14 protein-coding genes are annotated in these 14,628 nt (G+C 53.6%); 4 read left to right on the forward strand and 10 right to left on the reverse strand.

Going from position 1 to position 14,628, the window contains the following annotated elements; genetic code table 11:
• Positions 1 to 51: 51 nt before the first annotated feature.
• The 5 genes from aroB to aroE form a co-directional block, all read right to left on the reverse strand.
• A complete protein-coding gene (gene aroB, locus R2K26_RS08885; protein WP_316519699.1) occupies positions 52 to 1,134 on the reverse strand; it encodes a 3-dehydroquinate synthase in 1,083 nt (360 codons plus the stop codon).
• On the reverse strand, positions 1,134 to 1,961 hold the full coding sequence (locus tag R2K26_RS08890) for a prephenate dehydrogenase (protein ID WP_176819992.1): 828 nt from the start codon (positions 1,959 to 1,961) through the stop codon (positions 1,134 to 1,136). Before R2K26_RS08890 ends, aroB begins: the two co-directional genes overlap by 1 nt.
• 25 nt (positions 1,962 to 1,986) lie before the next feature.
• On the reverse strand, positions 1,987 to 3,000 hold the full coding sequence (gene aroF / locus R2K26_RS08895) for a 3-deoxy-7-phosphoheptulonate synthase (RefSeq protein WP_176819991.1): 1,014 nt from the start codon (positions 2,998 to 3,000) through the stop codon (positions 1,987 to 1,989).
• 348 nt (positions 3,001 to 3,348) lie between these two features.
• Positions 3,349 to 4,014: a shikimate kinase gene (locus R2K26_RS08900; protein ID WP_316519702.1), complete on the reverse strand. Its 666-nt coding sequence runs from the start codon at positions 4,012 to 4,014 to the stop codon at positions 3,349 to 3,351.
• Positions 4,015 to 4,041: 27 nt separating this feature from the next.
• Positions 4,042 to 4,911 (reverse strand): shikimate dehydrogenase, encoded by an 870-nt coding sequence (gene aroE, locus R2K26_RS08905; RefSeq protein WP_316519704.1) that lies wholly within the window; start codon positions 4,909 to 4,911, stop codon positions 4,042 to 4,044.
• Between the two features lie 184 nt (positions 4,912 to 5,095).
• Between aroE and acpP the strand changes: the two genes are divergently transcribed.
• The 4 genes from acpP to R2K26_RS08925 all read left to right on the forward strand — a co-directional run bounded on the left by acpP (position 5,096) and on the right by R2K26_RS08925 (position 9,571).
• Positions 5,096 to 5,329, forward strand: a complete 234-nt coding sequence (gene acpP / locus R2K26_RS08910) for an acyl carrier protein (protein WP_176819988.1) — start codon at positions 5,096 to 5,098, stop codon at positions 5,327 to 5,329.
• A 375-nt stretch (positions 5,330 to 5,704) separates the two neighbouring features.
• Positions 5,705 to 7,144, forward strand: a complete 1,440-nt coding sequence (proS, locus tag R2K26_RS08915; RefSeq protein ID WP_308448502.1) for a proline--tRNA ligase — start codon at positions 5,705 to 5,707, stop codon at positions 7,142 to 7,144.
• A 352-nt stretch (positions 7,145 to 7,496) separates the two neighbouring features.
• Positions 7,497 to 8,615, forward strand: a complete 1,119-nt coding sequence (locus R2K26_RS08920) for a Gfo/Idh/MocA family oxidoreductase (protein ID WP_316519708.1) — start codon at positions 7,497 to 7,499, stop codon at positions 8,613 to 8,615.
• A gap of 104 nt (positions 8,616 to 8,719) precedes the next feature.
• On the forward strand, positions 8,720 to 9,571 hold the full coding sequence (locus R2K26_RS08925) for a sugar phosphate isomerase/epimerase (protein ID WP_316519710.1): 852 nt from the start codon (positions 8,720 to 8,722) through the stop codon (positions 9,569 to 9,571).
• A 228-nt stretch (positions 9,572 to 9,799) separates the two neighbouring features.
• Here the strand turns inward: R2K26_RS08925 and R2K26_RS08930 are convergent, their stop codons facing one another.
• The 5 genes from R2K26_RS08930 to prmA all read right to left on the reverse strand — a co-directional run bounded on the left by R2K26_RS08930 (position 9,800) and on the right by prmA (position 14,617).
• Positions 9,800 to 11,365 carry a carboxylesterase family protein gene (locus R2K26_RS08930; RefSeq protein WP_316519712.1) on the reverse strand — a complete coding sequence of 522 codons (1,566 nt, stop codon included), beginning with the start codon at positions 11,363 to 11,365 and terminating at the stop codon, positions 9,800 to 9,802.
• Between the two features lie 109 nt (positions 11,366 to 11,474).
• A complete protein-coding gene (locus R2K26_RS08935) occupies positions 11,475 to 11,963 on the reverse strand; it encodes an HD domain-containing protein (RefSeq protein ID WP_316519713.1) in 489 nt (162 codons plus the stop codon).
• Positions 11,950 to 12,168, reverse strand: coding sequence for a hypothetical protein (locus R2K26_RS08940; protein WP_316519714.1), 219 nt, complete (start codon positions 12,166 to 12,168; stop codon positions 11,950 to 11,952). The genes R2K26_RS08935 and R2K26_RS08940 overlap by 14 nt, the downstream gene beginning before the upstream one ends.
• A gap of 14 nt (positions 12,169 to 12,182) precedes the next feature.
• Positions 12,183 to 13,427 (reverse strand): aminopeptidase P N-terminal domain-containing protein, encoded by a 1,245-nt coding sequence (locus tag R2K26_RS08945; protein ID WP_316519716.1) that lies wholly within the window; start codon positions 13,425 to 13,427, stop codon positions 12,183 to 12,185.
• A gap of 254 nt (positions 13,428 to 13,681) precedes the next feature.
• Positions 13,682 to 14,617 (reverse strand): 50S ribosomal protein L11 methyltransferase, encoded by a 936-nt coding sequence (gene prmA / locus R2K26_RS08950; protein WP_316519717.1) that lies wholly within the window; start codon positions 14,615 to 14,617, stop codon positions 13,682 to 13,684.
• Positions 14,618 to 14,628 lie beyond the last annotated feature (11 nt).

Genomic DNA, 14,628 nt, shown 5'->3' on the forward strand with positions numbered 1-14,628 from the left:
CTATATTTGACATAAGGCAGCACGATGAGAATGATGCTGCCTTCCTAAAAATCAATTCAATTTTCTGCGGCGGTTCTGCTCGGCGGCGAGTTTATAGCGCAGTACGAGGTAGTTTCTGTCCACCGGGTGAATAACGCTTTCGCCGATCTGCTTTAAGAGGATCAGGTTGAGCGTTTTGCCAAAGCTTTTTTTATCGAGCGCGGTTGCTTCCACAACTTTGGCGAAATCAAACGCGGACTCGGTGGGCATGCCGTAGCTTTCCAGCACGCGGCGAATACGCGCAGCGGTGCCTTTTTCCGTGACGCCGAGACTTTCCCCCACTTCGCTCGCCATGACCATACCGATACCGACGGCAAGGCCGTGCGAAAGCGACGAGAAGCCCGTAAGCTTTTCGAGCGCGTGGCCGAATGTGTGGCCGAAGTTTAAAATCATACGCCGGCCTTTGTCGTTCGTGTCTTCCTCGACAAAGTGCTTTTTGCACAGCACGCAGCGGCAGATGGTTTCCTCCAAATGATCGATGACTTGTCCCTGCTCCAATTTATCAAACAGCGCGGCGTCTGCGATGCAGCCGTATTTGATGACCTCGCCCATGCCGTCCGTGAAATAGGCATCGGGCAGCGTGGAGAGCGTTTTGGGATCGGCGAGGACGAGGCGCGGCTGGTGGAACGCGCCGACGAGGTTTTTACCGAACGGCAAATCGACACCCGTTTTGCCGCCGACACTGGCATCTACCTGCGCCAAAAGGGACGTGGGCACCTGCACGAAATCAATGCCGCGCAGGAACGTTGCCGCCGCGAAGCCACCCATATCGCCCGCTACGCCGCCGCCGAGCGTGACAATGATGTCGCTGCGCGTGAAATCGTTTTCCGCAAGCGCTTCGTAAATCTGCATGACGGTGGAAAGCTGCTTTTGCGGCTCGCCGGCTTCAAAGACGAACTCCGCCGTGTGGATACCCGCTTTTTCAAGCGAAGCTTTTAGACGCTCGCCGTATATCGGGAAGACGTTTGTCTCGCTGACAATCATGGCGCGGCTGCCGGGGCGGACGAGCGGGGCGATTTTTTCGCCCGCGCGGTCCAAAACGCCGTCTTCCACAATAACTTCATACGGTTTATCTGTTTTAATCTCAATCACCATTATCCGAATTTCTCCTTTTTTTCACGTGCGGAGGAAAGCAGCGCCACGAGCTCTGCCCGATCGTTTTTCGCCACCGCAGCGCGTATACGTTCTATATTGCGCACGAGTTCTTCCGTCTCGTCCGCTAATTCCTCACGGTTTGCAAGGAAAAGGTCTGCCCACAGCTCCGCATTGATGCGCGCCACGCGCGAAACGTCGCGGTAGCTGCCGGCGGAAAAACCGCTGTGCTCATCGCAGCGCGGGCTCATGACATAAGCGCACGCCAAAACGTGCGGAATCTGGGACGTATAGGCGATCATACGGTCGTGCTTTTGCTGCGTGCAGTATTTGATAGTGCCAAAGCCCATGCTTTTTGCGAGCGATACAAGGGTATCTGTGGCGCTTTGCGGAGCTTCGCCGGGCACGAGAATATAGGAAGCGTTATAAAAGAGGCTTGCCTCGCTGGCGTCGAACCCGCTGCGCTCCTTGCCCGCCATGGGGTGGCCGCCGACGTAAACGAACGGGTAGTTTTTGGCGATCTCCGTTAATTTGCCGCAGACCTGATTTTTGATGCCGCACACATCCGTGACAATGCAGCCTTCTTTAAAATGCGGTGCGTTTTCCTCGACGAAACGCACGACATCTGCGGGATACAGACAGACGTACACGACGTCCGCGTTTTCGAGCAATGACGTGCTGCCGACGGAATCGATGGCGCCTAGGGAAAGTGCGTCGAGCAGGGTATTTTCGTCACGATCAAAGCCGATGACGGTGTGCTCTGTATTTTCTTTGAGGGCCTTTGCGAGCGAACCGCCGATGAGACCCAGACCAATGATTGCGATTTGCATATCGTTCTCCCTTTCGGGTAAATTTTTACAGGCTCTTCACCGTTTCGGTGACCTTCTGCACTTTCTTTGCGAGCACGTCGAACTGATCCGGCGTGAGGGACTGTGCGCCGTCGCACAGGGCGCGGCTGGGGTCATTATGCACCTCAATGATGAGGCCGTCTGCGCCGACGGCTGCCGCTGCCATGGCAAGCGGCTCGACAAGCCAGTTGATGCCGCTGGCGTGGCTGGGGTCTACGATGACGGGCAGGTGGGAAAGGCGCTTTAAGATCGGTACGGCGGAAATATCGAGCGTATTGCGGGTGAATGTCTCATACGTGCGGATGCCGCGCTCGCACAGGATGACCTGCTCGTTGCCGCCCGCCATGATATACTCGGCGCTCATGAGAAGTTCTTCGATGGTGTTGGCAAGGCCGCGCTTTAAAAGAATCGGCTTATGCACGTGACCCAGCTCCTTTAAAAGCTCGAAGTTCTGCATGTTTCTTGCGCCGACCTGAATGACATCGACGTCCTCAAAGAGGTCGAGGTGGCCGATGCTCATAATCTCGGTGACGATGGGCAGGCCGGTTCTTTCCTTGGCTTTTTTGAGGAGCTCGAGACCCTCTGCCTTAAGGCCCTGGAACGCATACGGCGAGGTGCGGGGCTTGAATGCGCCGCCGCGCAGGAACGTAGCGCCTGCGGCCTTGACGCGCTCTGCGACACAGCAGATCTGCGCTTCGCTTTCGACGGAGCACGGACCCGCGATGAGCGCAAGGGAACCGTCGCCGATCACCTGACCGGTAGGAAGCTTGATGACCGTATCTTCCGGATGGAACTTACGGTTTGCTTTTTTATACGGCTCCTGCACGCGCTTGACGCTTTCTACAATATCCTGTGCGGCGATGTACTCGCTGTCTACCGCAGCGGTATCGCCGATAAGGCCGAGCACGGTGGAATGTGTGCCGACCCATGTGTTAACACTGACGTCATAACGGTCGGTGAGATTCGAAATGAAGTTTTTGACCTGTTCTTCACTGCGGTTGGCTTTGAGTACGATGATCATGTTTTTTCCCTTACCTTTCTTTTATAGGAGCCGTGCCCCGCTGCCGCTCTCGGCACAAAAAAAGCGAAGCCCATTGGCTCCGCTTGGTTTTATACTGCTCAGAATACTTCAAATTCCTCCGCGCAGAAATTTTCCGCGCGTTTTCAAGCGTTGCCCGGTATATTCACATACGACGAAAAGCACACGGTATAAAATCGTGCGCTAAAATACTTTGTAAATCGTCTTGTGAATAAAACGGACTGCATAGTTTGAACCATCCTATATGTGACTCTTGCTTTGCGATTTGCAGGTTTGCTTTATCTATCCTGCATCGCCGTGTTAAAATCATACCGCCGCGCGGGCACTTTGTCAAGAGTTTTCTTGCGGTGTTCCGGGAGAAGTTCCTTTTTTGCGTCTTCTTCTGCGGAAGCGCTTCTTTTGAGGCTGCTCCTTTTCGGAGGTATTTCCCGGCTTTTTGCGCTTCGCTTTTTCAATGGGCTCGCCGCGCAGGGCGCAAATGCGCTCTACAACGACAACCGTGGGCGCGCCGGCGTCGACGACGACGTCCGCGCTTGCGAGGTATTTCGGGCGGCGCTCGTTTAAAAGGCGCTCAATCACCGCGCGGCGGTCCGGCGTCTGCAGAAGCGGGCGGCGTTTATCGTTTTTGAGGCGCTCCTGCAAGGCGGCCAGCGGTACGTCGAGATAATAGATGGTACCGCCGCCTTGATGGAAGCCCTCTACGTTCTGCGGCTGCATCAGCGTGCCGCCGCCCGTGGCGATGACGAAATGATTACTTTGCGCAAGCTCCTTTACGGTCTCGGTCTCGAGCACGCGAAAATGCAGCTCGCCGTATTCTGCGAAAATCTCCTTGACCGTCATGCCGGTCTTCTTTTCTATGTACAAGTCCATATCGACAAACTGCATATCGAGCGCGGCGGCCAAGCGACGGCCGACCGTGGTCTTGCCGCTGCCCATGAAGCCGCTTAAAACGATATTGCCCGATTTTATGATTTCACCTTTTACTTTTTTGTCCATTTCCCGTTCCCCGTTTCTTTCGGTTCGTTATGCGCGGAAAAGCCGTGCCGTTTCCGCTTCCGCATCGCAGATGAGCTGTTCGATATCGCTGTCCTTAAACGACGCGCCGTACCAGAGCTCGTGCGCGGCGACCGCCTGACAGACGAGCATGCCCATGCCGCCGACAGTTTTGAGTCCACAGCTTGCGGCAAGCTTTAAAAATTTCGTTTTGCCGGGGTTATAGACGGCGTCGAACGCGGCTTTGCAGCGGAAGAGCACGTCTTCCCCGACAGCACTGACACCGGTTTTGGGGTACATACCGAGGCTTGTGGTGTTGAGCACGAGATCGTAGTGCTCGGTTTCCTTTGCGAGCTCGTCATAAGACAGCACGCGGAACACGCCGGTTTTGCTGCGCGTGCGGCAGAGCTCCGCGAGTTCATCGCTGAGCACCTGTGCTTTTTCGAGCGAGCTTTCGCGGCAGACGATATCAAGATGCGGTGCATCGGCCGTGAGCACGGCTTCAAATGCGATGGCACGCGCCGCACCGCCGCGGCCGAGCAGAAGAAGCTCGCCATTAAAATCGAGCCCATAGCGCGCAAGGGCCTTTTTGCAGCCGACACCGTCCGTTGTGTAGCCGGTCATTTTGCCGTCTTCGACACGCACGGTGTTGACGGATCCGAAAAGCTTCGCTTTTTCGTCGATACCGTCGAGCAGGGGAATGATGTCGCTTTTGTGGGGGATGGTGATATTGAAGCCGTCGAGCGTGCGCAATGCGGGCAGCGCCTGTGTAAGGGACGGTACATCCAGCACGGAATATTCCGGCTTATGGCCTGTGAGGGAGAAGAGGCGATCATGGATAAACGGCGACATCGTGTGCCCGATGGGGTGCCCGATGACGGCAAAACGGCGAAGCTGCATTTTAAGGCTCTCCTTTAAAAACAGAAAAATTTAGCACGGAATGCGGAATTGCTATTGACAAATAAGCCGTGCATCCATACAATGTATGTGAAGTACACCCCGATTGTATCATGCCTGCGGCGTTTTGTCCATACGGCAGACGGTGCAGTACTTGACAAATACTACACGATAGGAGGAAAATTAAATGGTTCTGGAGAAAGTTATCGATATTATTGCTGAGGAGCTCAGCGTAGATCCCTCCGAGATCACCGAGGATTCCAACCTAGTTGAGGATCTGGACGCAGATTCCCTTGCTGTTGTTGATCTTGTCATGTCCATCGAAGATGCTTTCAACGTAGAAATTCCGGATACGGAAGTTGAAAACCTCAAGACGGTTGGCGAAATCGTTCAGTTCATCGAAGAACATCAGGGTCAGTAATTTTTGCGCTCTGCGTGAAATTTTTCGCCTTGTGCAAAACGATATGAAAACACCGGGAGCGGCTTTCTGGCTGTTCCCGGTGTTTTTTTCGCTGATTTAATTTATTCCGATGGACAGCTGTTTTGTTGGTGCTCTGTTTCTGTAAATTATTATTTATGTATAAGTATCTTTGGTACAAATTGCACCGAATAGTACAAGGAAAGAAGAAACGAACCTTCTTTTCTGTTTTTTTAAATAAAATCTTAGGCGGCCCGCACAAAGATGGCTGCCGCTCTTGCTTTTCAGGAAAATTCCCTGTATAATAAGAAACAATATGCCCGCTTTGGGCCCGGCGGCACAGCGTTTGCCGCACGAATCGTGAAAGGACTGAATTTCTTGGCGAATCAGAAGAAGATGGTCAACGACATCACTTCCATGGACGTTGACTTTTCCAAATGGTACACCGATATTGTTAAAAAAGCCGAGCTGATGGATTACTCCAGCGTAAAAGGCTGCATGATCATCGAGCCGTACGGCTACGCGATCTGGGAAAACATTCAGCATGAACTGGACGATCGCTTTAAGGCGACGGGTCACCAGAACGTTTACATGCCGCTGTTCATCCCGGAATCCCTCCTGCAGAAGGAAAAAGACCACGTAAAGGGCTTTGCGCCTGAAGTGGCCTGGGTAACGGAAGGCGGCAGCGAGAAGCTGAGTGAGCGCCTGTGCGTACGCCCGACGAGTGAGATTCTCTTCTGCGAGCATTATCAGAAGATCATCAACTCTTATCGCGACCTGCCGAAGCTCTACAACCAGTGGTGCTCCGTTGTGCGCTGGGAAAAAACGACGCGTCCGTTCCTGCGCTCCTCCGAGTTCCTGTGGCAGGAAGGCCACACCATGCACGAAACCGCAGAAGAGGCCATGGAAGAGACCATGCGCATGCTGCACACCTACGAGGAGTTCTACAAGAACGTGCTCGCCATTCCGGCTGTGACCGGCCAGAAGACCGAGAAAGAAAAGTTTGCGGGCGCTGTAGCGACCTACACCATTGAGCCGATGATGCACAACGGCGTTGCTTTGCAGGGCGGCACAAGCCACTACTTCGGCGACGGTTGGGCAAAGAACTTCGGCATTACGTTCACGGGACGCGACAATACCCTGCAGCACCCGCACCAGACCTCCTGGGGCGTTTCCACCCGCATGATCGGCGCCATCATCATGGTACACGGCGACGACAACGGTCTTGTACTGCCGCCGAAGGTCGCGCCGATCCAGCTGGCAATCATCCCGATTGCACAGCATAAGCCCGGCGTGCTCGACAAGGCAAACGCGCTGTATGAATCCCTGAAGACGAAGTTCCGCGTGAAGCTGGACGACACCGACAACTCCCCCGGTTGGAAGTTCAGCCAGTATGAGATGCAGGGCGTGCCGCTGCGTTTGGAGATCGGTCCGAAGGACATTGAGCAGAACCAGTGCGTGCTCGTCCGCCGCGACACGAGAGAGAAGATTTTCGTTTCACTCGATAACCTTGAGGGCGAGATTGAAAAAGCCTTGCAGGCTGTGCATGACGGTCTTTATGAGCGTGCGCTGAAGAACCTTAAAGAAAAGACCTTCACGGCGACAACGTATGAGGAGTTCCTCGACATTGCGGAGAACAAGCCCGGCTTCATCAAGGCCATGTGGTGCGGCGACAGCGCGTGCGAGGACAAGCTGAAGGACGCGACCGGTGGCGTGAAGTCCCGCTGCATTCCGTTTAAGGAAGAGCACCTCTCTGATGTTTGCGTTTGCTGCGGCAAGCCGGCAAAGCACATGGTCTACTGGGGCAGACAGTACTGATTTTTCTGCTTTGCGTAGCGCTATATCAAATCGGCATACGTGTTTTACACGGTTTTAACTGTGTTTTTATAAGCAGAATGTTGTAAGAATACTTTAGGGTACACCGTATTTTTTGCGGTGTGCCTCTTTTTTTGCTCTTTTTTATGAAATGCACGGCTGATTTTTGGACGCGCAGGCAACAAAGCAAAAGTTTTTATGCAAATGATACAAGCAAAATAGAAAAAGCTTGTGCAAATCCGCTTTTTTCACAAAAAGGGCTTTACATTTGCTTTGGAATGGTCTAAAATACAAGCAGAAATAAATCGTTAGGAGTCCGTATGGACTTCGGCGTAAATTTAGGAGGAGAATTCCAATGGCAAATGTAAGAGTTGGCTTTATCGGCTGCGGCGGTATCGCAAACGGCAAGCACTTCCCGGGCATGGCCCAGCAGGAAGGCGTAGATATGTGTGCATTCTGCGACCTCATTCTTGAGAGAGCAGAAAAGGCTGCTAAAGAGTACGGCACCCCGGACGCTAAGGTTTACACCGATTATCATGAGCTTCTGGCAGACCCGACGATCGACGCTGTTCACGTTCTGACCCCGAACGTTGCACACTGCGAGATCACCGTTGCTGCTCTTGAGGCTGGCAAGCACGTTCTGTGCGAGAAGCCGATGGCTGCTACCCCGGCTGACGCTAAGAAGATGCTTGAAGCAAGAGACAGAACCGGCAAGATGCTGACGATCGGCTATCAGTATCGTCACTTCCCGGAGAACCAGGTTGCTAAGAAGGTTGTCGATTCCGGCGTTCTTGGCGATGTTTACTATGCAGAGGCTACATACCTCCGCCGCCGTGGCGTTCCGACCTGGGGCGTATTCACGGATAAGGCAAAGCAGGGCGGCGGTCCGCTGATCGACATCGGTACGCATGCTCTTGACCTCACGCTGTTCCTCATGAACAACTACGATGTTGACTATGTTTGCGGCACTTCCTTCGAGAAGCTCGGCCACACGCTCGATGCTAAGCATCAGGGTCAGGTCAACTACCGCGGTGAGTTCGACACCTGGAACAACGAGACCTACGACGTTGAAGACTCCGCTGTTGGCTTCATCAAGATGAAGAACGGTGCTACGATCGTTCTGCGCGCTGCTTGGGCTATCAACATGGCTGAAGACTACGCTGCAAACGGCGCAGCTTACACGATGCTGGCTGGTACCGAGGGCGGCCTCGATACGAAGGAAGGCCGTGTCCGTCTGAACCACGTTGTTGCTGAGTACCCGACCATTTCTTGGGTTGGCGACAAGGTCAGAGGTTACATCCCGGGCTTCTCTCAGGGTCCGGCACCGAAGTCCAAGGAAGCTGAGATCTGGGTCAAGGCTCTGAAGGGCGAAGGCGAGCTGTTTGTTACGGCTGATCAGGCTTATGTCGTCACGAGAATCCTCGATGCGATCTATGAGTCCAACAGAACCGGCAAGCCTGTTTACTTCGACTAATTTTAATCAGTACATTTTGTGTGCGGCGGCATTTCGTGTCGCCGCACATTTTTTAAGGCGGAGTTTCCGCAAACGTTATAATTTTCAGAAAGGTGGTTTTTCCCATGGAAAATATCAATGTTCAGGTTTATTCCCTGATTTCCGAGCCGATTAGCCCGATTGAGAAGCTGAAGACCATTGCAAAGCTTGGTTTTGCAGGCGCAGAGTTCACCGCGGACTTCACGGAAGTGCCGGTTGAAGAAATGAAGAAGGTTCTTGCAGAGAACAATTTGAAGGTCGATTCCGCTCACGTCGGTCTGGATCAGATTGAAGGCGTTCTCCCCTACTTTGCAGAGCTGGGCGCAAAGCTCGTCATCTGCCCGATGACAAATTTCTGCAACAAGGCAGAAGCTGAAGAAGTTGCAGCAGAACTCAATCGCCTCGGCAACATTGCGAAGCAGTACGGCATCAAGATCGGCTACCACAACCACACCGATGAGTTCTATGTAGACGAGGGCAAGTATCTTTATGACTGGCTCATCGATGCATGTGACCCGGAAGTTACGGCTTTCCAGCTTGACTGCGGCTGGTGCAGCGCAGCAGGCGTAAACCCGGTAGACTTCATCAACAGCCACGCAGGCCGCATTGCAAGTATCCACATTAAGGAAAACGGCGGCGTTATCGGCGCAAACAAGCCGCAGTCCCGCCACGACACCACCCCGCGCTTCAAGTTTGAGAAAGACGCTGACGGCAAGCCGATCTTCCCGCCGGAGTTCCTCAAGATGAAGGAAGAGCACGACAAGCTGAACGTGCCGCAGGGCCAGGGCATTGTGGACTGGAAGGCTGTTAAGGCAGCTGCCGACGCACAGTGCGACAACGTCATTTACGTTGTTGAGCGTGAAGCCAGCTACAACGACCCGCAGGATCGCGTAGCTTGCCTTGCTGAAGACATTGCATGGCTGAAGGCTAACCTGTAATTTAATTTAATGCAAAATGAGCCGAGCACAGAAGTTGTGTTCGGCTTTTTTGTTGCGCAAAAAAAGAAGCTTGCGGGGAACATAGCGTAGCGACACTAAAAATTTTGCTCAAGCTTTTTCAAAGGCAGAGGGGACTTGAGGCAGTGCCCCAAGTCCCCTCAAGTTTTCTCGAAGAAAGTTTAAATCAAAGTCTTTATTCGTTCGCTTTCACAGGCAAATGCGAAGCGCTTAGTGCTGGATCTGCTGCTCTTCCTCGTCATCGTTATGGCTCCACGGCGAGGGGGCCAATTTTTTATGCAGCGCAACAAGCTCGTGGTCGTAGTTATGTCTGACCTCACACTTTTTGTCGAAAATCATGGTCGCTTCATCGCCTGCGGTGCAAGCCGGCCACTCCGGCAGGTCTTCGCTGGACGGTTTGCCGTCACGCGCGAAGTTGAGCCACGCGTCGCACATCTGCTTTTCGAGCAAGTCGGTCACGCCGGGCTCGTTATACGCGGCGACGAGGCTCGTGTTATGGAACACAAACGGGATCTCGCTGCAATGCCATGCGATATGCCCACCGTCATACGGGAAGGTGTAGGTCATCATATACGAATACGTGCCGCTTTCCGGGTGCTGTGCTTTTTTCAAGATGAAATCGGTAGACGGCGCACGGAAGATGGAATCCATGAACAGCACGTCGCTGACGTCCTTATCCGGGTAAACCTCGGCGAACATCTCCTTGAGCTTTTTGCCCTCTGCGCCGTAGCGTTTTTCGATCATAGAATCGATGAGCGCAGCATCGGCCTTTTCCTCTTCGCTTAATGCCGGCATGAACGAGAACTCGCCGAGCACGGTGCCAACCATGACCGGGATGGTCTTTGCGTGCTCCGTGAAACCGACCTCGAGCGGATCACCGAGGTACCAATCGTTTGCGAGCGGGTTGCCGCCGACGTATGCGCCCGTCTTTGCGACCTCCGGCGCGACCTTGTTGTACGCCGCCGCGAGCTGTGCGTACGGGATGGTCTCCAGTGCTTTGACATCATCGAGCTTCAATTCTGCCAGAAGCGCCGTGACGATGGCTTTGCCGTTCTGCTCCGTGGAATTGCCGGAGACGAAGTGATCGATGCAGCCGCTCTGCACGATGCCCTTATGGAACAGGCCGTCCGCCGCAGGGGTCTGCATCAGCGTCCAGACCTTCATACCGCCGCCGGACTGGCCGAACAGTGTGACGTTTTCCGGGTCGCCGCCGAAGTTTGCGATATTTTCGTGAATCCACTGCAAAGCTGCGACCATGTCGGCGTTACCGGCGTTGCCGGAATTCTTATATTCCTCGCCGAACGGGGAAAGGTCGAGATAGCCGAGGATATTGAGACGGTGGTTGAGTGAAATGACGACGACATCGCCGTATTTGCTCATGTTTTCGCCCTCGTAGGCGATGTGCTCAATGGAGGAGCCCGCCGCGAATCCGCCGCCGTGCAGCCAAACGAGCACGGGCTTTTTGGCGTTCGGGTCAAGATGTTGCGTCCAGATATTGAGGTACTGGCAATTCTCATCGAGCGGCCAATAGCGGTGCGGCACCATCAGCTCGTTGCTGGGCTGATCCTGCTGCAGCATGGGGCACACGTAGCCGTAAGCCAGCGCATTTTTGATTCCCTCCCACGGCTCTACCGGGGTCGGCTGGTGAAAACGCTTTGCATCGGCGTATTTTACGCCGTGGAACGCATATGTGCCGTCAAGCTGAAAACCGCGCAGCTTACCGGCTTTGGTCTCGACGACCGGGTCTGTTTTGGTGCACATGAAATTTCTTGCCATATATCACAACTCCTTAAAAATTTGACAAGTAAAAAATAACCTTGCAATGTTAATTGTAAGGTTATTTCTCATAAATGTCAATATTCTGATTTTTGATTTTATGTGCAATTTACAAGAACAGGTCTTTTAAAAGCTGCTTGCCGGTCTTTGTTCGGAAGATGTTCTCGTACACCTTTTCGGCGGCTTCATGGGTCATGCCGCCCTCGAAAATGTTTACGAGGAAATCGGCTTCGACCAAAATCTGATAATCGTTGCCGTTGATGTTCGTGTACGTGTGGTGGTGGCCGATGAGATAGCAGATGCGCTCTGTCTGCCCATGGGTATAACCGCACGCGGGCAGCATTTCGAGTGCGATGGGCGGGCCTTCCACCTCCTGGTGAGGGCCGTTGCAGTTGCCGTATTTTTCAAAGCACACACGGATGCCGATATCATGCGTAATGGCGGCGGCTTCCAAAATTTCTTTTGTCGCATCGTCCACGTCTTCGCCCTCCGCGATGGTCTTTGCGAACGCGAATACCTTCAAAAAGTGGTTGACGCGCTCGACACAGCCGCCCTCGTACTCCGTCATTTTCAAAACGAGCTTGCTAAAATTTGTCATGTTTTTCACTTCTTTCTTTCAAAATCGTCTGCGCAGGTGATGAGCGCCTTCTACCCACGGCATGTGCGATAGGCAACGCGAGTGCAAACTGCATTTTGGCGTAGCCCCTGCGGCGCTCGCTCGGCACGATGCGCTCTGCACCCCAATCCGCAAGATACGCTTTATACTGCGCTTCCGTAATCTGCTCGGGCAAAATGAGCTTCATTGCAATTTCTCCCGTTATTTTGCCATGACGGCCTCGATGTCTTCGATGGTGCGCGGCACGGACGCAGAGAGGTTCTCTGCGCCGGTCGGCGTGACAAGGCAGTTATCCTCCACGCGGAAGCCGATGCCGAGATCTTCGGCGTAAATGCCGATATCAACGCAGAAGACCATGTTCGGCGCGATAGGCTTGCCGAGTGCATCGACAACATCGTGCACGTCGTATCCGACATGGTGCGCACCGCCGTGCCACATGTATTTGCCAATCTCATCGTAAGAGGACAGCAGACCGATCTTTTTCAGCTGCTCACAGCAATAGCGGCGTGCGGTCTTATCCACATCGTCCATGAGCATACCGGGCTTGATGATGGAGAACATGTAGTTCGACGTATTGAGGGCACACTCATACAGCATGCGCTGCTCTTTCGAGTATTTGCCGTTGCACGGCCAGCCGCGGGAGACATCGTTGCACTCGCCGTCCCACTGCGCACCGACGTCATTCAAGATCATATCGCCGTCTTTGGCCTGTCCCATATAGCCGTCGTAATGGATGCAGAAGTTGTTTTCGCCGGCAGAAATGATGGAGTGGAACGCGGGCTCAAGCACGCCGGCGCTGGTGAGGGCGTAGTCGAACTCGGCTTTATACTCGTACTCATACATGCCGGGGTGCGAAGCGCGCATCATGCGCAGAATGCCTTCGCGCGTAACGGTCATGGCACGACGCATGGCGTCAATCTCGCACGGAGCCTTCAGGGTACGCAGGCGCTTTAAGATAGGCAGGATATTTTCAACCGTGAGGAACGGGTAGCCGGTCTTAATGGTCTGCGCGAAGCGGTGGGCTTCATCTAAGCCCTCGTCCGGCGTATGGCGGTAGAGGTCGAGGTAGACGCGCAGCACGTTGCCGCTGTTCAAAACACGGTGGATGTCGTTTTCAAAGTTCTCAACGAAGCGGATATCCGTGATTCCGGACTGCGCCATAACTTCATCGGCTTTCGGTCTGCGGCCCGTCCAGCGCTCTTTCATGAGATCCGGTGGGAGGATATAGATGGATTCCTGCACATTGCCGCCGATTTTTGTGGCGACCAACACGAACCCCGCGAATTTAATACCCGTTAAATACAGGAAATTGCGGTTTGTGAAGAATGTATAGTACGCATCGGCGCTCTGACGCGGTGCGCTGCCGGAGAAGAACACGGCTACGCTGCCGTCTTTCATTTCGGCGTACAGGCGCTGACGGTTTGCCTTGTGGAATTCTGCTGTCATGATAATCCCTCCGAATCTTTTTAGTGCTTATTTATATTTTCTAACGACTCATTTCTACGAGTCGTTCAGAAACCCCATTGACTGGGTTTCCTGCGGCTAAACAGTCCACCGGACTGTTTAGCCTACCTTCCTAGTCCTAATGTAGGCAAAAGAATTTCGTCGTCTGCGGACGACGAATCAGGGCTCTGCCCTGATAACCCGCAAGTTTTCTGAAGAAAACTTGACCAAAGACTTTGTTTGTCGCTTCGCTATGTTTACTTCAGCTTTGCTGCAAGTGCGACCCAGCCTTTTTCCTCTTTGCGGTCGATGATCTCGAATTTATCCGCGAGGCACGCCAAAACGTCGTCTTCCCTTGTATCGATGATGCCGCTCATGATATAGACGGTATCGGGTTTCATGAAGCGCGGGGCATCTTTTGTGAGCAAAATCACGACGTCCGCGACGATATTCGCGACAACGACATCGAATGTGCCGGTAACCTTATCTGCCAGATTGCCGCAGATGCCGGTGAACTTATCGCCGACGTGGTTGATCTCTGCGTTTGCGACGGCGGTCTTGACGGCGAGAGCATCAATATCGACGCCAACGGCACTGCCTGCGCCGAGCAGCAGACCGGCGACGGACAAAATACCGCTGCCGCAGCCCATATCGAGCATGGTATCGCCCGGCTTTACATACTTTTCGAGCAGCTCCATGCAAAGGCGGGTCGTTTCATGCGTGCCGGTACCGAACGCGAGGCCCGGCTCCAGATGCAGCACGACGCGGTCACCTGCTTCGTACTCGTCCTCCCACATGGGGCGCACAAGCAAGCGGTTGCCGACGGGGATGGGCTTAAAATACTTTTTCCAGTTGTTGATCCAATCCTCCTCCGCGCAGTTGGCGGCGGTGATGGTGTTCTCAATGCCGACGGCCTCAAAGCGCTCTTTGAGGAAAGAAATGGCTTCCGCCGGGTTTTCCTCCGGGCTGATATACACATGGATGATGCTTTTGGTGCGGTCTTTTTTGAGAAGGTCTTCGTCAATGAGGTCGATATGCGCGATTTCCATCGCTTCCTCTTCTAAATGCGAATAGTCTTCAATATAAATGCCGTAGGGCACGACCATCTGCGCAATGTCGCCCGCGCGGTCCGTATCCGCCGCGGGAATGGTGACCTGTAATTCGGTCCAGTCTGCGTTTACCTGATCTGTCATACTTTTTAACT

This window comes from Neglectibacter sp. CSJ-5, assembly GCF_032490475.1.
GTDB classification, from domain to species: domain Bacteria; phylum Bacillota; class Clostridia; order Oscillospirales; family Acutalibacteraceae; genus Hominenteromicrobium; species Hominenteromicrobium mulieris.